The 19,043-nt window shown below is 72.7% G+C and carries 15 protein-coding genes; 10 read left to right on the top strand and 5 right to left on the bottom strand.

Going from position 1 to position 19,043, the window contains the following annotated elements:
• Positions 1–3: 3 nt before the first annotated feature.
• Positions 4–813 carry an HpcH/HpaI aldolase/citrate lyase family protein gene (locus V7S47_RS14090; protein ID WP_336562133.1) on the bottom strand — a complete coding sequence of 270 codons (810 nt, stop codon included), beginning with the start codon at positions 811–813 and terminating at the stop codon, positions 4–6.
• A gap of 32 nt (positions 814–845) precedes the next feature.
• Positions 846–1,625, bottom strand: coding sequence for an IclR family transcriptional regulator (locus tag V7S47_RS14085; protein ID WP_336562132.1), 780 nt, complete (start codon positions 1,623–1,625; stop codon positions 846–848).
• A 249-nt stretch (positions 1,626–1,874) separates the two neighbouring features.
• On the opposite strand from V7S47_RS14085, the gene V7S47_RS14080 reads away from it, so the two are divergent.
• The 8 genes from V7S47_RS14080 to V7S47_RS14045 are packed head-to-tail and all read left to right on the top strand — an operon-like array spanning position 1,875 to position 8,889.
• Entirely contained in the window at positions 1,875–3,104 is a 1,230-nt protein-coding gene (locus V7S47_RS14080; RefSeq protein ID WP_336562131.1) for an ABC transporter substrate-binding protein, read from the top strand.
• Positions 3,105–3,108: 4 nt separating this feature from the next.
• Positions 3,109–4,128, top strand: a complete 1,020-nt coding sequence (locus V7S47_RS14075; RefSeq protein WP_090860531.1) for a branched-chain amino acid ABC transporter permease — start codon at positions 3,109–3,111, stop codon at positions 4,126–4,128.
• Complete coding sequence (locus V7S47_RS14070) at positions 4,125–5,171, top strand: branched-chain amino acid ABC transporter permease (RefSeq protein WP_336562130.1); 1,047 nt, start codon at positions 4,125–4,127, stop codon at positions 5,169–5,171. Before V7S47_RS14075 ends, V7S47_RS14070 begins: the two co-directional genes overlap by 4 nt.
• A complete protein-coding gene (locus V7S47_RS14065) occupies positions 5,168–5,887 on the top strand; it encodes an ABC transporter ATP-binding protein (RefSeq protein ID WP_090860533.1) in 720 nt (239 codons plus the stop codon). The genes V7S47_RS14070 and V7S47_RS14065 overlap by 4 nt, the downstream gene beginning before the upstream one ends.
• On the top strand, positions 5,884–6,588 hold the full coding sequence (locus V7S47_RS14060) for an ABC transporter ATP-binding protein (protein ID WP_336562129.1): 705 nt from the start codon (positions 5,884–5,886) through the stop codon (positions 6,586–6,588). The genes V7S47_RS14065 and V7S47_RS14060 overlap by 4 nt, the downstream gene beginning before the upstream one ends.
• Positions 6,589–6,599: 11 nt before the next feature.
• Positions 6,600–6,899 carry a muconolactone Delta-isomerase gene (locus V7S47_RS14055; RefSeq protein ID WP_336562128.1) on the top strand — a complete coding sequence of 100 codons (300 nt, stop codon included), beginning with the start codon at positions 6,600–6,602 and terminating at the stop codon, positions 6,897–6,899.
• Positions 6,899–7,534, top strand: coding sequence for an aspartate/glutamate racemase family protein (locus tag V7S47_RS14050; protein ID WP_336562127.1), 636 nt, complete (start codon positions 6,899–6,901; stop codon positions 7,532–7,534). The genes V7S47_RS14055 and V7S47_RS14050 overlap by 1 nt, the downstream gene beginning before the upstream one ends.
• A complete protein-coding gene (locus V7S47_RS14045; protein WP_336562126.1) occupies positions 7,531–8,889 on the top strand; it encodes an FAD-dependent oxidoreductase in 1,359 nt (452 codons plus the stop codon). Before V7S47_RS14050 ends, V7S47_RS14045 begins: the two co-directional genes overlap by 4 nt.
• Here V7S47_RS14045 and V7S47_RS14040 read toward each other — a convergent pair.
• Entirely contained in the window at positions 8,886–9,632 is a 747-nt protein-coding gene (locus V7S47_RS14040) for a peptidase E (protein ID WP_336562125.1), read from the bottom strand. The two genes, V7S47_RS14045 and V7S47_RS14040, sit on opposite strands and share 4 nt — an antisense overlap.
• A 36-nt stretch (positions 9,633–9,668) precedes the next feature.
• Here V7S47_RS14040 and V7S47_RS14035 point away from each other — a divergent pair, with 36 nt between their 5' ends.
• Positions 9,669–10,931 carry a glutaminase gene (locus V7S47_RS14035; protein WP_336562124.1) on the top strand — a complete coding sequence of 421 codons (1,263 nt, stop codon included), beginning with the start codon at positions 9,669–9,671 and terminating at the stop codon, positions 10,929–10,931.
• Between the two features lie 3 nt (positions 10,932–10,934).
• Here V7S47_RS14035 and V7S47_RS14030 read toward each other — a convergent pair whose 3' ends face one another.
• A complete protein-coding gene (locus tag V7S47_RS14030) occupies positions 10,935–11,519 on the bottom strand; it encodes a pentapeptide repeat-containing protein (RefSeq protein ID WP_336562122.1) in 585 nt (194 codons plus the stop codon).
• A 44-nt stretch (positions 11,520–11,563) separates the two neighbouring features.
• The gene (locus V7S47_RS14025) at positions 11,564–13,753 is read right to left on the bottom strand and encodes an MMPL family transporter (protein WP_336562121.1); all 2,190 of its coding nucleotides are present in this window, start codon (positions 13,751–13,753) and stop codon (positions 11,564–11,566) included.
• 142 nt (positions 13,754–13,895) lie between these two features.
• On the opposite strand from V7S47_RS14025, the gene V7S47_RS14020 reads away from it, so the two are divergent.
• Positions 13,896–18,605, top strand: a complete 4,710-nt coding sequence (locus V7S47_RS14020) for a family 16 glycoside hydrolase (protein ID WP_336562120.1) — start codon at positions 13,896–13,898, stop codon at positions 18,603–18,605.
• The last annotated feature ends 438 nt before the right edge of the window (positions 18,606–19,043 follow it).

Genomic DNA, 19,043 nt, shown 5'->3' with positions numbered 1-19,043 from the left:
GCGTCACCGCGCCCGGGACAGGATCTCCCGCGCGCCCCGCACCACGGCGGCGTCGACGAACCGCCCGCTCGCGTCGACCGTGCCCCCGCCGCTCGCCTCGTCGAAGCGCTGGACCAGGTCGCGGGCGGCCGCGACCTCCTCGGCGGAGGGGGTGAGCGCGTCGTGGATGACCGGCACCTGCCCGGGGTGGATCGCGGTCCGCGAGCGGAAGCCGAGGTCCAGGGCGAGGCGGGTGGACTCGGCGAAGGCGTCCAGGTCCCGGAAGTCGGTGGAGGTGGGGGCGACCGGGGGCTCCAGACCGGCAGCAGCGCTGTGCACCACCACCAGGGTGCGGAGCTGGGCGACGACGGCGTCGGTGCGGGGAGTGCGCGCGACGCGGAGGTCGCCGAGGAGGTCGACCTCCCCGACGCCGAAGGCGGTCAGCCGCGGATGGGCGGCCATGGTGGGGAGGGCGACCAGCGCGGCGGCGCTCTCGACCAGCCCGACCAGGCGGAGGTCGGCCGGGGTGGTGGCGGCGACCCGGTCGAGCACCTCCGGCGTGCAGCCGGCGAGCAGCAGGCCGGCCAGTCGCGGGTGGTAGACGGCCGCCAGGTCGTCGTCGAGGGCGAGCGGCGAGATCCGGGCCCAGACCTCGGCCCCGGTCGCGGGCGACGACGGCAGCCACCGCCGTACGGCGTCGCGTGCCGCGGCCTTGCCCGCGGCCGGCACGGCGTCCTCCAGGTCCAGGACGATCGCGTCCGCCGGCCCCGCCGCGGCCTTGTCGAACAGGTCGGGACGGTCGGCGGGGACGTAGAGGAACGAGCGGGGCAGCACGGGTCTCCTTCGGTGGGCCTCGGGGGTGAGGGTCAGTCGTCGGCGGGCGGCCGGAGCCGGTCGGTGATCTCGCGGGCCGCCTCGACCACCAGCCGCACCTGCTCCTGCTGCTGCTCGTCCGACTCGTCGCTGTAGCGGAAGATCGGCCCCGACGCGCTGACCGAGCCGAGGACGTTGCCGGCGGCGTCGAAGAACGCCGCCGCGATGGAGGCGGCACCGGTGCTCCGCTCGTTGAGCGAGATGCCGTAGCCCTCCTCGCGGATCCGGGCCAGCCCGGCGAGGTAGGGCTCGACCTCGAAGGTCGGACGCTCCTGCGCCAGCTGGCGCACCGCCTCGTCGATGAACGGCTGCGGCAGGTGGGCCAGGATCACCCGGCTGGACGCGCCGGAGTGCAGCGGGAAGCGCGGGCCGATCTCGACCACCATCTTCACCTCCTGCGGGCTCTCGAACTGGTCGAGGTAGACCCGCTGGTCGCCGACCAGGATCGAGAGCGTCGTGGTCTCGCGGGTGCGGTCGCGCAGGCGCCGCAGCACGGGGGAGGCGACCGCCCGGACGTCGAGCTGGCTCCAGGCCCGGATGGCCAGGCCGGCCGCGGCCGGGCCCAGCACGTGCCCGGCGCCGCCGGGGTCCGGCCGGATCAGCGAGCGCGAGGCGAGCGAGCGCAGGATCCGGTGCACCACGGCCTTGCTGAGGTCCAGCTCGCGCGCGATCCGGGACACCCCGAGCGGCTCGTCGGAACGCCCGAGGAGCAGCAGCACGTCGGCCACCCGGTCGGCCGCCTCCGTACCGCCCGGCGTCTCTCGCTCGGTCATGCGTGGGTCCTTTCGGGAAACATGATCGTTACCTGCGTTTCGCTAGGAGAAACGCTAGTGGGGGAAGGTCGAGACGTCCAGGCCCTGGAAATACAGGGGTGACCCGTGCCATAGTGACGGGGATCGCGTGCAGCGCGACGCAAGGCTTGGTTGAACGGCTCGCTGAGCGAAACGCTAGGCGGCCCCGATGGTGTTCCTGTCAGAGGAACGATCCGGAGGTCGTCGGGCTTGGAAGGATGGTCCTGCACCATGAAGAAGCTCTCCCTCGCTGTGGTCGGTGTGCTCATCGTCCTGGCCGCAGCGGCGTGCGGCGGCTACGAGCCCGCCGACGACGAGGTCGTGATCGGCTCGGTGCACCCGCTCACGGGCGCCCTCGCCGGTCAGGGCGAGATGATGCACGAGGGCGCCCAGCTCGCGGTCGACGACCTCAACGAGGCCGGCGGCATCGAGTCGCTGGGTGGGGACAGCCTCGTGCTCCGCGCGGGTGACAGCAAGGGCACGGCCGACGCCGGGCAGATCGAGGCGCAGCGGCTGGTGAGCGAGGGCGCGGTCGCCCTGATCGGCACCTACCAGAGCGACGTCACCGCCAACGTCTCGGCGGTCGCCGAGCGCAACCGGGTGCCGCTGGTCATCGACGTGGCGGTCGACGACGTGATCCTCGAACAGGGCTACGAGCACACCTTCCGCATCCAGCCCAACGCCTCCAGCATGGGCCGCGACGGGGCGATCGCCCTGGCGGAGCTCTCGAAGGCCAACGGCAAGCCGGTCCGGACGGTCTCCTACCTCCACATCGAGGGGGCCTTCGGCCAGAGCGTCCACGACGCCTTCGAGAAGGAGGCCGCCGACCAGGGCATCGACGTGGTGTCCGAGGTGACCTACCCGGCGACCAACTTCACCGACGCGACCACCCAGGTCCGCGAGGCCCTCGCCGCCGACCCGGACGTGGTCGTCGTGACCGGCTACTACCCCGACAGCCTGCTCATCGCCCAGGCGGTCCGCTCGCTCGGCGGCGACGTCGACGCGCTCTACGGCATCGCGAACGGCGGCTTCGACGACAGCGCCTTCCCGGCCGACTCGGGGCCCGCGGGCGCCGACGTGCTGAGCGCGAACTACCACTACGCCGCCACCGACGAGCGCGCCCAGGACATCCGCGCCCGCTTCGAGCAGAAGTACGGCCGGACCATGGAGACCTCGGCGATGCTCGCCTACCAGGCCGTCGTGGTCATCGCCCAGGGCCTGGAGGAGTCCGGCTCCAAGGACCCCGAGGAGCTGCGCGACGCGATCGCCGACCTGGAGATCGACGACCCGCTGCTGGAGTTCGGCGGACCGATCGCCTTCGACGAGGCGGGCGAGAACGAGAACGCCTCCGTGACGGTCATGCAGATCCGCGACGGGAAGGTCGAGCAGGTCTTCCCCGACGAGTTCAAGACCGCCGACATCGTCTACCCCGCCGGCCGCGCCGCCGGCGCGAAGGAGTGAGGACATGACGGACCCCACCAGCACGGCCACCGCGCCGGCCCCGGAGGCACCACCGGACCGGGGGACGCAGCGCCGTACCTCCGAGGTCGCGGTGCCGCTGGGCGTCATGGCGGCGGTCGTCGTCGCGCTCGTCCTCGTCTACGCCGTGGGCCAGCGCGCCACCGACCTGGTCACCCAGTCGATCGTCACCGGCCTGCTGCTCGGCGGCGTCTACGCGCTGGTCTCGGTCGGCCTGACCCTGATCTTCGGTGTCCTCGGCATCGTCAACTTCGCGCAGGGCGCGATGCTCACGATGGCGATGTTCCTGGTCTACGAGATGACGACCTCGGGCGGGCTCCCCGTCTACGTCGCGACTCTCCTGGCCGTGCCGATCATGTTCCTGTTCGGGGTGGTCGTGCAGGCCGCGCTGCTCAACAAGCTCACCCTGGCCGGCAGCCACGAGGGCCCGCTGCTGGTCACCCTCGGCCTGAGCCTGCTGATCATCAACGTGCTGCTGATGATCTTCGGCGGCCGGCCGCTGCGGGTGCCCGGCTCGGTCGACGGGTCGGTCGAGGTGTTCGGCGCGGTGGCGTCGTACGAGCGGCTGATCGCCTTCGGCGGGGCCCTGCTCGTCGCGGTCGCGCTGCTGCTCCTGCTGCGTCGTACGTCGTTCGGCATGTCGATCCGCGCCGTCTCGGCCAACGCCGAGGGCGCCTCGCTCGTCGGCGTCGACGTCCGCCGGATCTACGCGCTGACCTTCGGCATCGGCGCGGCCTGCGTCGCGGTCGCCGGCGGCCTGATGGCGCCGTTCCTCAGCCTCACCCCGACCGTGGGCGAGCAGTTCACGATCCTGGCGTTCGTCATCGTCGTGCTCGGCGGCCTCGGCAGCGTCACCGGCGCCCTGCTGGGCGGCCTGGTGATCGGCCTGGTGCAGACCGTCGGCGCCCTCTACTTCCCGGGGACCGGCTCGCTGATCCTGGTCTTCGCCGTCTTCGTCCTGGTGCTGTTCTTCCGGCCCCAGGGGATCCTGGGGGCCCCGCAGTGACCACCCTGACCGAGCGACCCACCACCGTCGCCGCGGACGACCCGCGGCTGAAGGACTCCAGCGCCACCCGCTCGTACGCCGTCCTCGGTGTGCTGGTCGCGGTGCTCGCCGTACTCCCGTTCCTGCTCGACGACCAGACCGAGACCGTCGCGGTGCGGACCCTGATCTTCGCGATCATGGCCGTCGGCTGGAACCTGATGAGCGGCTACGGCGGCATGTTCAGCTTCGGCCACGCCGCCTTCTTCGGCATCGGGGCCTACACCGACGCCTACCTCCTCGTGCAGCACGGCGTCTCGCCGTGGATCGCGATGGTCGTCGGGGCGCTGATCTCCGCGGCGGCCGGCACCCTGATCGCCTTCCTGTGCCTGCGCTACAAGCTGGCCGGCCCCTACTTCGCGCTCGCGACGTTCGCCTTCGCCCAGGTCTTCCTGCTGGCGGTGCAGAACATCGACGCGCTCAACCGCACCGAGGGCTTCAACGTCCCGATCCTCTCCGAGGACTCCTGGACGATGATGCAGTGGAAGGCGGGCAGCCCGCTCTACTTCTGGATCCCGCTGGGGATCCTGGCCCTGGGGCTGCTCGGCACCATCTGGTTCGTCCACTCCCGCACCGGCCAGTACGCCCAGGCCGTGCGCGACGACGAGACGGCCGCGGCCTCGCTGGGCATCAACGTGATGCGGGTGCGCCTGGTGACCGTCGCGGCCAGCTGTGCGCTGACCTCGGTGGCCGGCTCCTTCTACACCCAGTACTACTTCTTCGTCGGCCCGGAGCAGGGCTTCGGCTCGGCGGTCTCGGTCAACGCGATCGTGCCCGCCGTGATCGGTGGCATCGGCACCATCTGGGGCCCGCTCGTGGGCGCCCTGATCGTCGGCCCGCTCTCGGAGTGGATCGCCGACGTGCTGCGCGAGCCGCCCGGGTTCCTCTCGTTCCTCGAGGGGCTCAGCGGCCTCGACGTCGCGGTGTACGCCGCCCTGCTCATCCTCATCGTGCTGTTCATGCCGAAGGGCATCTACGGCACCCTGCGCGATCGGTTCCGCTCATGACGCTCCTGCAGGTCGACCAGCTGACCAAGTCGTTCTCCGGCCTGAGGGCCGTGAGCGACGTCGACGTGACCGTCACCGACGGCGAGTTCCTCGGGATCATCGGACCGAACGGCGCCGGCAAGACGACGCTGTTCTCGCTGCTCGCCGGCCAGCTCCCGCCCACCAGCGGACGGGTGGTCTTCGACGGCCAGGACATCACCGGCTGGCCCGCGGACAAGGTGGCCGGCGCCGGGCTGGTGCGCACCTTCCAGCTGATGCGGCCCTTCGAGTCGATGAGCGTGCTGGAGAACGTCGCCGTGGCGGCCCACCACCGGCACCGGTCGCGGCGCGCCGCTCGCCGCCACGCGCTCGAGGTGATCGAGCGGGTGCGGCTGGCCGAGTACGTCCACGCACCCTCGGGCAGCCTGCCCACCGCCGGCCTGAAGCGCCTGGAGCTGGCCCGGGCCCTGGCCCTGGAGCCGCGCCTGCTGCTGCTCGACGAGGTGCTGGCCGGGCTGGTGCCCGCCGAGCGTGCGCCGATCATCGAGCTGCTGCGCGAGATCCACGCCGACGGGGTCACGGTGATGTTCGTCGAGCACATCATGGCCGCCGTGATGGCGCTCTCGGAGCGCCTGCTGGTGATGGCGGAGGGCCAGGAGCTCGCCCTGGGCGACCCGCAGGAGGTCATCCGTGACCCCCGGGTCGTCGAGGCCTACCTCGGGGAGGACTACGCATGATGCTCGAGCTCGACGACGTCCACGCCGGCTACCGGCGCCTGGAGATCCTGCACGGCCTCTCGCTGCACGTCGACCAGGGCGAGATCGTCTCCCTGATCGGTGCGAACGGCGCCGGCAAGACCACGACCCTGCGGGCGATCGCCGGCCTGGTCCCGACCTCGCGCGGGCACATCCGCCTCGACGGCCAGGACGTGCAGAACCGTGCGCCGCACAGGATCGTGCGGTCCGGGCTCGTGCACGTCGCCCAGGACCGGGCCCTCTTCGGCCACCTCCAGGTGGTCGAGAACCTCGAGATGGGGGCCTACACCCAGTCCCGCTCGACGGTCCGGTCGTCGCTGCAGGAGGTCTACGAGCTGTTCCCGATCCTCCAGGAGCGGCGCCTCCAGCGGGCCGACACCATGTCCGGCGGCCAGCAGCAGATGCTGGCCATCGGCCGGGCGCTGATGGCGCGGCCGACCTGCCTGACCCTCGACGAGCCGTCGGTCGGCCTGGCCCCCAACCTGGTGGCCCAGGTCCTGGAGGCGATCAGCCGGATCCGCGACACCGGGGTGACCGTCCTCATCGTGGAGCAGAACGCCTCCCAGGCGCTCGCGATCTCCGATCGGGCCTACGTCATCGAGAGCGGCTCGATCGTGCTCGAGGGCAAGGCCTCCGACCTGGCCGACGACCCGCGGGTGCGCGAGGCGTACCTCGGGGTCTGAGGAGCTCGGCCATGGAGTTCCTCGTCCACATCGAGATCGTCTGGCCGCCCGACGAGCCCGAGGAGCGGCGCGCCGAGATCTTCGAGCGCGAGCTCGCCCAGGGGCAGCGGCTGGCGGCCGAGGGCCGGCTGCAGCGGCTCTGGCGGATCCCCGGTCGCTGGGCCAACTGGAGCCTGTACGACGTCGCCGACGCCACCGAGCTGCACGCCTGCCTGACCTCGCTGCCGCTGCACCCCTGGATGGACATCACCGTCCATCCGCTCGCGCAGCACCCGAACGACCCGCTCACGACCCGGGAGGACCCGTCCTGATGCGCCTGCTCGCCATCACCCCCATCGTCGTCGACGACGCCGAGCTCGCCCGCCGCCAGGCGCGGTACGACGAGCTCGCGCCGGACGGCGTCCGCGTCGACCTCGAGCACCTCGGCGACGGTCCGCGGGCCCTCGAGACCGAGGCCGACGTGCGGGCGAGCGAGGCCGCCCTGCTGGAGCGCTACCGCGCGGTGGACCCCGCCGGCTGGGACGGCTACCTGCCCGACTGCGTGCTCGACCCGCTCAGCGGTGCCGGTCACGACCTGCCCCGACCGGTCTTCGGCATCGGCCGGCTGGCCGCCGGGTTCGTCACCGGGCAGGGCGCCCGGATCGGGGCGGTCGCCCGCAACGCGGCCATCGCCGCCGAGCTCGATCGCCGGCTGGCGTCGTACGACGTCGCGACGGTGGCGCCGACCGCGGTGCTGGACCTCAGTGTCGAGGACATCGCCGACGACGCGACCTGGGCCGTCGCCGCGGCGCGGGCGGTCGAGGGGCTCGACTGCGACTACGTGCTGAACGCCTGCTCGGCCGTCGAGGTGGCCGAGCAGCCGAGGGCGCCGTACCTCCTGGACCCGACGGCGGCCGCGCTGGCGCTTCTGGCCCACCGCGGCTCGGTGACGGGGGTACGGGCATGAGCGCCGTCGAGGGACCCGACCTGGTGGTGGCCGGCGCGGGCGGAGGGCTGGTGGCCGCGCTGCGTGCGGCGTCGCTCGGTCTGAGCGTGCTGGTGGTGGAGCGCAACGAGCACTTCGCCCGCGGCAACAACACCGCGATGTCGACGGCGATGGTGCCCGGGGCCGGGACCCGCTGGCAGCGCGAGGCCGGCGTCGAGGACTCGCCCGAGCAGTTCCTCGCCGACGTGCGGGCCAAGACCCACGGCGAGGCCGACGAGCGACTGGCGGCCGCGCTGGCCGGGGTCAGCGCCCGGCTGCTGGAGTGGCTGGCCGACGACGTGGGGCTCCCGCTGTCGCTGGTGACCGACTTCGGCTACCCCGGCCACTCCGCCTACCGCTGCCACACCGTCCCCGGGCGCGCCGGCCAGGCGATGCTGGCGGACGTCGTGCGCGCGGTGCGCTCCTCCGACCTCGTCGACCTGATGGTCCCGGCGCGGCTCACCGACGTGGAGGAGGGGGACGACGGCGTGCTGCACGCGGTCGTCGCCACCCCCAACGGCGAGGAGCGGATCCCCACCCGGGCGGTGCTCCTCGCGACCAACGGCTTCGGCGCCGACCGCGAGCTGGTGGCCGAGCACCTGCCCGAGATCGCGGGTGCGACCTACCACGGCAGCGAGGGCTCCACCGGGGACGCGCTGCGGATCGGCGAGCGGCTGGGCGCGGCGACGGCGTACCTCGACGCCTACCAGGGCCACGCCGCGCTCACCCCGGCGGCGACGCTGGCCGGCTGGGCTACGGTGATGCACGGCGCCGTCGTGGTCGACGTCGCCGGGCGGCGCTTCGGCGACGAGACCACCGGCTACTCCGAGTACGCCGCCGCGCTGCAGGCGGCCGAGGGCGGCCGTGGCTGGATCGTCCTCGACGAGCGGGTCCACGACGCCTGTCTCTCCTTCACCGACTACCGCGACACCGTCGAGTCAGGGGTGACCCGGACGGCGGACGACGCCGCCGCCCTCGCGGCCGCGATCGAGGTCGACCCCGAGGTCCTCGCCGCGACCCTCGAGGCGGCCCGGGCGTCGGCCGCGGACGGGACCCCCGACGAGCACGGCCGGACCCGCTGGGAGGCCCCGCTCGAGGCGCCGTACCGCGCCGTCCCGGTCACGCCCGCGCTCTTCCACACCCAGGGCGGGCTGGTCGTCGACGAGCACGCGCGGGTGCTGCGCGCGGACGGCTCGGCGGTGCCCGGGCTCTACGCCTCGGGCGGCGCCGCCGCGGGGATCTCCGGGCACGGGGCGGCCGGCTACCTCGCCGGGAACGGGCTGCTGCCCGCCCTCGGGCTCGCGTTCCTCGCTGCCGAGCATCTGGCGGGCCACTAGCCCAGGTAGCGCACCTCGAGCGGGCTCTCGGCGACCGTCGGAGCCTGCATGCCGTCGACCAGGTCCAGACCACCGCCGGCGACGTGCACCCGGAACGCCCGGGCCTCGGGGCGCGACGAGACCGCCTCGACCAGCTCGCCGTCGCGGAACAGCAGCCCGCAGCCGTCCTCGGCGGCGTAGCCGTCCGGGAGTGCGCCGCTCCCGACCAGGTCGAGGTACGACGGCCGCCGCTCCTCCTCGCCGTCGTAGTGCGGGCAGGCACTGCCCGGGACCAGCCCGAGCCCGTCCGGCAGCGCCGCGAGCGGGCCGAAGGAGTCGGTCACCGAGCCCTCGAACCAGCAGTTCATCCCCGCGCTGATCCCGGCCAGCACCACGCCGTCCGCGACCGCCTCCCGCAGGACCTCGTCGACGCCGTGCAGCCGCCAGATCGCGAGCAGGTTGGCGGTGCTGCCGCCGCCGACGTACACGACGTCCTGCGCGAGCAGGTGCTCGCGCACCGACCGACCCTCGAGCTCGTGGAGGTGGAAGAGGCGCAGCTGGCTGGTCTCGGCCCGCTCGGCGAACGCCTCCACGAAGCGGTCGCCGTACGACTCGGAGTCGCCGCTCGCCGTGGGCACGAAGCAGACCCGCGCCCGGCCGCCGGCGCCGCGCCGTCGGGAGGCGAGGGAGAGCAGGAAGTCGTCGAGCAGCGGGTTGTCGGGCTCCATGGAGAAGCCGCCGCCCCCGAGGGCCAGGATGGTCATGACCCGATGTTGTCAGCCGGGTGTCAGGGTGGGGGCGTGCGCTCCCCGATCCCCGACTACCTGACCGAGGTCCTCGACGTGTGCGGAGGCGACGGGAGCGGCGAGCTCGCGGCGTACATCCCCGAGCTCGCCCAGGCCGACCCGGACCGGTTCGCGCTGGCGCTGGCGACCGTCGACGGGGCCACCTACGCGGTCGGGGACGCGGACGTCGCCTTCTCGATCCAGTCGATCTCGAAGCCGTTCGCCTACGCCCTCGCGCTGGCCGAGCACGGCCTCGACGCGGTCCTCGAGAAGGTCGGCGTCGAGCCCTCGGGCGACGCGTTCAACGAGCTGTCGCTGGAGATCGGCACCGGGCGGCCGTTCAACCCGATGATCAACGCCGGCGCGCTGACGGTGCACGCGCTGATCGACGACGAGACCGTACGGCGCGGCTTCTCCGCGTTCGCCGGCCGGGACCTGGAGCTCGACGAGGAGGTCTTCACCTCCGAGCTCGAGACCGCCGACCGCAACCGCGCGATCGCCTTCATGCTCCGCAGCCACGGGATCGTCGAGAAGGACGCGCAGGAGGTGGTCGAGGGCTACACGCGCCAGTGCTCGCTGCTGGTCACCGTGCGCGACCTCGCCCTGATGGCGGCCACCCTCGCCAACGGGGGCGTGCACCCGGTCAGCGGCGAGCGCGTCGTCCCGCACGAGGTGACCCGGCAGGTGATGGCGGTGATGGCCACCTGCGGGATGTACGACGCCGCCGGCGACTGGTTCACCAGCGTCGGGATCCCCGCGAAGAGCGGGGTCGCCGGCGGCCTGATCGGCGCGCTCCCGGGCCAGGCCGGGCTGGCGACCTTCTCGCCGCGGCTCGACAAGCACGGCAACTCGGTGCGCGGCGTCCAGGTCTTCGAGCGGCTCTCCCACGACATGGGCATGCACCTGATGGAGGTGCCGCCGCCCGCGCGCTCGCTGGTCCGCGGCCGCACCGAGCTGCCCGGCGGGAAGGCCGGGCACGGATGGGCCTACGAGCTCCAGGGGTCGGTCAACTTCGTCGGCATGGAGCGGGTGCTGCGCTACCTGACCGAGGAGCCGCCGACCGAGTCGGCGGTCGTCCTCGACCTGACCCGCGTGCACGAGGTGCGCGACGTCGGCCGCCGGATGCTGCTGGAGGCCGTGCGCCGGCTCGTCCAGGACGGCCACGACGTCACGCTCGTCGATCCCGAGGACATGCTGGAGGCGTTCCCCGACGACCACGCCGACGGCGACCTCGACGCCGGCGACGGCATCGAGGTGCCGGTGGTGCGGCACCGCTGAGGTCTACTGCTCGACGCGCAGCCCCAGGCCCTCGACGAGCACGGCGGCCTGCGCCGGGTCGACGAGCGCGTCCCGGAGCAGGGCGACCCGCGCGTCCACGGAGACCAGGTTGGAGCCGCGCAGGTCGACCCGGGTGAACGACGTCTCGTGGAGGGTGGCGCCGAGCAGGTCGACGTCGCGCAGGGCGCCGCCGTCGAAGCGAGCGCCGGTCAGGTCGGCCTCGCGGAGGCTGACGCCGGTGAACGTGCTCTTGCGGAGGTCGGCGGCCCGCAGGCCCACGAAGTCCCACGTGCCGCCGTCGACCTGGAGCAGCCCGAACCGGCAGCGGTCGAACTCCGAGCCGGTGAGCTTGCAGCGCCGGAAGGTCGTCGAGAACAGCGCCGAGCGGGTGAAGGTGCAGCCGGTGAAGGCGGTGTCGGCCAGCACCGCCCCGTTGAGGTCGACGTCGTGGAAGGTGCAGCCCTCGAAGACCGCGCCCCGGCTGACCGCTCCGCCGAGGTCGACGTCGCGGAAGGACACTCCGCTGAACCGCTCCCCGGTCAGGTCGCGGCCGCGCCAGTCCTCCCCGTCGTACTCGCTCTCCGTCACGCCGGTCACCCTAGGGTGCGGCACCCCCCGGCGTGCCGCGCGAGCTACCGGCCGGCCGGTGAGCGTTCCACCGTCCGAGGCCGCCGACCGGTGGCCTGCTCACCGCCGTACGACGGGCGCGGGCGGCCCAGCCCCGGCCACCAGTTCCACTGCCCCAGGAGCGTCATCGCGGCCGGCAGCAGCAGGCCGCGCACGACCGTGACGTCGAGGAGGACGGCCACGGTCATGCCGATGCCGATCTCCTTGACCGCCACCAGCTCGCCGCTGGCGAAGCCGACGAACACGATGGCGATCGCGACGGCGGCCAGGGTCACGACCGGTCCGGACGACGTGATGCCGGCCAGCACGGCCCGGTCGTTGGCGGCCCGGCTGCCGGGGGCCGGCGCGTCGCGGCCGCGGGGTGGGTGCTGCCAGGCCTCGCGGATCCGGGCGACCAGGAACACGTGGTAGTCCATCGAGAGCCCGAACGCGAACATGAACAGCAGCAGCGGCGTGGTGATGTCGAGGGCGCCCCAGGAGCTGAAGCCGAGCAGCGAGGAGCCCCAGCCCCACTGGAAGACGGCCACCGTGACGCCGAGGGTGGCGCCGAGCGAGAGCAGGTTGAGCACCAGCGTCTTCAGCGGGACGACGACCGACCCGGTCAGCGCGAGCAGCAGCAGGCCGGTGACCAGGGCGACGAGCAGGATCGCGAACGGCAGCCGGTCGGCCATCTCCCCCCGGGCGTCGACCAGCTGCGCGGCGGGCCCGCCGACCAGGACCGGGAGCCCGAGGTCGCGCGACCGGATCTCCTCGACGACCCCCTGCGCGGCCGGCCCCGCGACGGCGCCGGCGGGCTCGACGATGAGCTGGCTCGTCCCGTCGGCGAGCGGGTCCCAGATGGTGACGTCGCGGACGTCGTCGAGCCCACGCAGGGCCCGGGCCAGCTCGCCGACGCGCGGGTCCTCGGGCGGCGGATCCGCGAGCACGGTGACGAACGCCGTGCTGGTCTCGGTGTGATCGCGCTCGATGGTCTCCTGCGCGAGCCGCGGCTCGCTGTCGGCGGGCAGCGACCGGGTGTCGGAGCTGCCGACCTCGAGGCTCAGCAGCGGGGCGGCCAGCAGGAGCAGCAGCGCGGTCGCGCCGAGCAGGACCGGCCAGGGCCGGGCCTGGGCGAAGGCGGCCTGCCGGGCCAGCAGCGAGCGGCCCGCGGGCCGGGGCCGGCGGGTGCCCCGTCGTACGTCGGGCGCCGGGATCCGGCCGCCGGCGACCGCGACCAGGGCCGGGGTGAGGGTCAGGCCGGCGAGGGTCGCGACCGCGACCGCCACGACGCCGCCCACGGCCATGCCGGTCAGCACCGGGTCGCCCAGCACGAGCAGGCCGGCGAGCGCGGTGCCGACGGTGAGGCCGGAGACGAGCACGGTGCGCCCGGCCGTGGCGACCACCCGGCCGAGCACCTGCTCGGGGTCGCCGCGGGAGCCGGCGGCGGCGCGCTCCTCGCGGAAGCGCGCCACGACGAGGAGCCCGTAGTCGACCGAGAGGCCGAGGCCCAGCACGGTGACCACGTTGACGGCGTACTCGCTGACGGTGGTGACGGCCGCCAGCCCGGTCAGGGACAGCAGCGATCCGGCCACGGCCGCGAGCGCGGTGACCACCGGCAGGGACCCGACCAGCCAGCCGCCGAGGGCGACCACCAGCACGACCAGCAGCAGCACCAGCGCGATGCCCTCGCCCTTGGCGGCGTCGCGCATCGCCTGGTCGGCGAAGGCCTTCTCGGCGTAGAGCTCACCGCCGACGAGCACGGTGGGGAAGGGCAGGGTGCGCAGCTGCTCGGCGACCCGGTCGGCCACGTCGAGGGCGTCGTCGTCCTCGAGCGCGGGGTCGAGCTCGACCTCGACGACGGCGCCCTGGCCGTCGTCGGCCACCAGGTCGGCGGCACCGCTCGTGTAGGGGTCGCGGAGCTCGGCGACGCCGGGCAGGTCGCGGAGCTCGTAGAGGATCCGGCTGGCCTCCCCGACCAGGGTCACCCCCAGCGCGTCGGCGCCGCTCAGCACGGCCACGACCGTCTCGCCCGACGGGTCGACCCCGTCGAGCCGCTCCTCGACCAGGGTGGACTCGACGCCGGGCCGGTCGTCCGGCTCCTGGGCGTTCTCGAAGACCGCGCCGCCGAGGACGAGTCCGGCGACGACGAGGGCGGCCCAGAGGGCCAGGACCGCCGTACGACGGCGATGGGTCCAGCGACCCAGCTGCTCCAGCACGCCGCGACTGTAGCGGTCTGGACGGCTTTTGCAACCAACTGGACAAAGTTATTCACATTGTGACGAAAGCGCCCTACAGTGACGCCGGTCACTCGTCCCCGGCACTCGCAGCCCGGGGCCCTTCTGGAGGTCACTGGTGTCGATGAGCAGTACGTCGCAACGTCCGTCCCGCCTGCGCAGACGAGGGCCACTGGCCGTCGTCCTCGCGGGCGCGCTCGCCCTGGGTGTCGCCACCGGGGTCACGGCCGCCTCCGCGGTCCCCGCCGGCGACGAGCCGGGGGTCACCATGCGGGCCTTCCAGCTCGGCCAGCCCATCTCGGACCTCTGCACGCTCAAGTCCGGTCAGACGCCGAACGTCGACCTGCTCAAGCCGACCATCGACTGGGACGCGCCCGACGACTTCGGCGGGCTGCAGGACAACTACCTGGTGCAGGTGCTCGCGAACCTGAGCATCGACACCGCTGGTACGTACCAGTTCCGGCTGACCAGTGACGACGGCTCCGAGCTGATCATCGGTGACCAGCTCGTCATCGACCACGACGGCCTGCACGGCCCGACCGCCAAGGACGGCAGCGTCACCCTGACCGCCGGCGTCCACCCGCTGCGCGTCAACTACTTCGAGGGCACCAACGGCGAGCGGCTGACCCTGCAGTGGCAGAAGCCGGGCCAGACCACCTTCTCCGTGGTCCCCACCTCGGTGCTCAGCACCGAGGCCGGCGTGACCCGGGTGACCGCCCCCGGCTTCAAGCAGTGCGAGGGCCAGTCCGACTCCGCCGGCGACGGCCTCCAGCTCGACGCGGTCAACCCGGCGTACGACCTGGTCGACCTGCGCCCGGCGGGCTTCGAGCCGCAGGTCTCCGGCCTGGAGTGGGACGGCGACGACCTGCTCGTCCTCACCTGGGGCGGCAACGGCAACGACCAGGGCAACGTCTCCCTCGGCGAGCTCTGGCGGCTGAAGGGCGTGAAGACCGCCACCAGCCCGGCCGGCGTCACTCGGACCAAGATCGCCGACACCCTGAAGGAGCCGATGGGCGTCAAGGTCGTCGACGGCGACGTCTACGTCTCCGAGAAGCACCAGCTGAGCAAGCTGGTCGATGCCGGCGGCGACGGCGTCTTCGAGACCAAGCAGACGGTCGCGACCTGGCCGTTCGACGGCAACTTCCACGAGTTCGCGTTCGGGATGCTCTACGAGGGCGGCAAGTTCCACCTGAACCTGTCGGTCTCGATCAACCTCGGCGGTGCGACCACCGTCCCGCAGGGCTCCCACGACCGCGGCACCCACATCACGGTCGACAAGGAGACCGGCGAGATCGAGTACGTCGCCGGCGGCCTGCGCACCCCGCACGGCATGGGCCGAGGGCCCGACGGCGAGATCCTGGTGACCGACAACCAGGGCGGCTGGCTGCCGGCCTCCAAGCTGGTCGAGATCAAGCCCGGCCGCTTCTTCAACCACTTCACCACCGGCCCCGGCGGCACCAAGGGCCGCTTCGACGAGGAGCCGGTGACCAAGCCGATCCTGTGGATGCCGCAGAACGAGATCGCCAACTCCCCGAGCCAGCCGGTGCTGGTCGAGGAGGGCCCGTACGCCGGCCAGCTGCTGATCGGCGACGTCACGTACGGCGGCCTGCAGCGCGCCTACCTGGACAAGGTCGACGGCGAGTACCAGGGCGCGCTGTTCCGGATGAGCCAGGGCCTCGAGGCCGGCTCGAGCCGGGTGCTGCGCGACGAGGACGGCACGCTCTACGTCGGCGGCATCGGCGCCGGCGGCAACTGGGGCCAGACCGGCAAGCTCCGCTTCGGCCTGCAGAAGCTGGAGCTGAACGACACGGTCCCCTTCGACATGGAGTCGATGAAGGTCGTCGAGGGCGGCTTCGACGTCACCTACACCAAGCCGCTGTCCCCGGCGACGCTCGCCGACCTGGCGAGCAAGTACCAGCTCGACCAGTGGCGCTACAAGGCCACCGCCCAGTACGGCGGCCCGAAGCTCGACGAGGAGACCCTCGAGGTCACCAGCGCCGTCGCCTCGCCGGACGGCCGCACCGTCCGGATCCAGGTCGACGGGATGAAGCCCGACCGGGTCGTGCACCTGCGCTCGCCGCGACCGTTCTCCGCCGCCTCCGGCGAGACCCTGTGGAGCACCGAGGCCTGGTACACGCTCAACTCCTACCCGGGGTACGTCGAGCCGGAGCCGGAGCCCGCTCCCTTCGGGCTCTACGAGCTGGAGGACGGTGAGCTCACCGGCAGCGCCAACATCCAGAACGAGCACGCGGGCTTCAGTGGCAGCGGCTTCGTCGCGGGCATGGGCGACGTGGGCGCCGGCTCGACCGTCCAGGTCGTCGTCGACGAGGCGGGCACCTACGACCTCAAGCTCGGCTACGCCAACGGGCCCAACCCGTTCGAGGGCACCAAGAAGCTCAGCGTGTTCGTGAACGACCAGCGCACCCAGCTCTCCCTGCCGTCCACCGGCGGCTGGAAGACCTGGGGCAGCATCACGCGTCAGATCACCCTCCCGGCCGGACCGAGCACGATCCGGCTCGAGAAGGTGACCGGCGACGACGGGCACGTGAACCTCGACTACGTCCAGGTCCTCCGACCGACCTCCACGCGGTACGAGGCGGAGTCGGCGGCCCGCTCGGGCGGTGCCAACCTCCAGAACGAGCACGCCGGCTTCAGCGGCACGGGCTACGTCGGCGGTCTCGAGACGGGGGGTGCCTCGGTGAGCTTCACCGTGGACGCCGACGCGGCCGGGGACCACGACCTGACGCTCGGCTACGCCAACGGTCCGCACCCGGCGCCGAACCTGACCAAGAAGCTCGATCTCTCGGTCAACGGCGGCCCGGCGCGGTCGGTGTCGCTGGCCAACACCGGCGCGTGGAACGCGTGGCGCGCCTCGGTCGAGAAGGTGGCCCTCCAGGAGGGCAGCAACACCGTCACCTACACGGTGCCGGCCGCCAACGGGCAGACCGACGGTCGGGTCAACGTCGACTACGTCGACGTCGCCGAGAGCGCCCCGGTCTGCGACCCGGAGGGGGTCTCGCCCGACGACGAGTTCGAGGGCGACGCGCTCGACACCTGCCGTTGGACCACGGTCCTCAACCCCGCCCCCGGCGGGCTCGAGGTCCGCGACGGCGAGCTGCGGCTCTCTGCGCAGAGCGGCGACATCACCGGTGGGATCTTCAGTGCCCGCAACGTCGTCCTGCAGCCCGCGCCGTCCGACGGCACCTGGGCGGCGACCACGCAGCTGTCGCTCAACGGGACCAAGGAGTACCTCCAGGGCGGGCTGATCGCCCACACCAGCACGGACAACTGGGCCAAGGTCGTCGCCATGCGCACCCCGCAGAGCACCTGGGTCCTCGAGTTCGGACGGCGCATCGACGGGCAGATGGTGTTCTCCAACAGCCCGGCGCTCGCCGGCGCTCCGAACGACCTGCAGCTGCAGATGGTCTCGACCGGCACCACCATCCAGGCGAAGTACTCCCTCGACCAGGGAACGAGCTGGCAGTCCATGGGGGCGGGCTACCCGTCCACCGGGCTGGTCGACCCGAAGGTCGGCGTGGCGGCGTACAACGGCTCGGGCTCCCAGATCGGGCGCTTCGAGAAGTTCACGATCACCGAGCCGGTCGTCGAGCCCGACACCTGTGAGGCGACCACGGCCGACCCCGGCTACCGGATGCTGTACGACGGCACCGCGGCCAGCCTCGAGGACTGGAACATGGCCGGCCCCGGGTTCTTCACCCGCGAGGCGGACTGCACGCTGAAGACCCACGGTGGTCTGGGCCTGCTCTGGCACCAGGACGCGCTGGAGGGCGACTACTCCCTGCAGCTGGACTGGAAGCTCACGGCCGACCACAACGGCGGCGTGTTCGTCGGGTTCCCCGACCCGGGCACCGACCCGTGGGTCGCGGTCAACCGGGGCTACGAGATCCAGATCGACGCCTCGGACGACGCCGACAGCACCACGGGCGCCGTCTACAACTTCCAGTCCGCGGACCTGCCGAAGCGGGACGCTGCGCTGAACCCGCAGGGTGCGTGGAACCACTACGAGATCCGGGTGGAGGGCAAGCGGATCCGGATCTACCTCAACGAGGTGCTGGTCAACGACTTCACCAGCGCGGATCCGGAGCGGCTGGACTGGCCGTCGTACGTGGGTCTGCAGAACCACGGCAACGGCGAGAACGTCCTCTACCGCGACGTGCAGGTCAAGGAGCTGGCCGACCCGGAGAACGTCGCCCCCACGGTGACGGTCACCCCGACGCCGGCGACGGTGGAGATCGGTCGGACCACGAAGGTCGAGGTGGCGGTCAGCTCGCCCGCCGAGGAGACGCCCACCGGCGAGGTCGTCCTGACCGTCGGCGGGACGGCGCTCCCCGCGGCCACCCTCGTCGACGGGAAGGCCAGCATCACGGTCGGGCCGTTCGACCGGACCGGCCCGGTCGCGCTCGCCGCGTCGTACGACGGCGACGCCGCCCACGACCCGGGCGAGGGCAGCGGGTCGCTGACCGTCACGAAGAAGCCGGTGGTGACCCCGCCGCCCCCGCCGCCGGTCGTGAAGCCGAAGCTGGCGACGGTCGGCACCAAGGTCGACGCCGACAAGGCTCGTCGCAAGGCGGCGGTCACGCTGCGCTGCGTCCAGGGTGCCTGCCGGGGCACGGTCTCGCTCCGGCTGGCCAGCGGGAAGCAGCTCGGCACGGGCAAGGTCAGCCTGAAGGCGGGGGCCCGCGGCAAGGTGCGGCTCAGCCTCACCAAGCTGGCCCGCAAGCAGCTGAAGGGCAGGGCCGCGGTCCGGGCCGTGCTCGTGGTCCGGTTCGCCGACGGCAGCACCCAGCGGCTGACCGTCCGGCTCACCCGCTGACCGGTCGCTGAGGCACCGAACGGCCGCTCACCCTCTCGGGGGTGGGCGGCCGTTCGGCGTGGCATGACGGCAACGCTCCGCCCGCGGCCGATCTCGGTGGCGTCCACCGTTGGTTGAGCAGCGAGGCCGCGCTAGCGGGTGAGCGTGTCGAAACCCCTGCAGCCGACGGGTGACGGTGGTCGGGGTCGTCTGTTGGGTGCGGGGGTTTCGACACGGTCGCTGCGCGACCTGCTCAACCACCGGTAGTGGCGTCCTCCGTTGGTTGAGCAGCGAGGCCGCGCTAGCGGGTGAGCGTGTCGAAACCCCCGCAGCCCTCGGGTGGCGGTGGTCGGGGTCGTCTCCCGGGTGCGGCGTTGCGCGACCTGCTCGACCACCGGTGGTGGTGCCCTCCGTTGGTTGAGCAGCGAGGCCGCGCTAGCGGGTGAGCGTGTCGAAACC

Origin of the sequence: Nocardioides sp. CCNWLW216, from assembly GCF_037120545.1 — a bacterium.
Classification (GTDB): Bacteria; Actinomycetota; Actinomycetes; order Propionibacteriales; family Nocardioidaceae; genus Nocardioides; species Nocardioides lianchengensis.
This window is presented reverse-complemented; position numbering and strand designations above follow the sequence as displayed.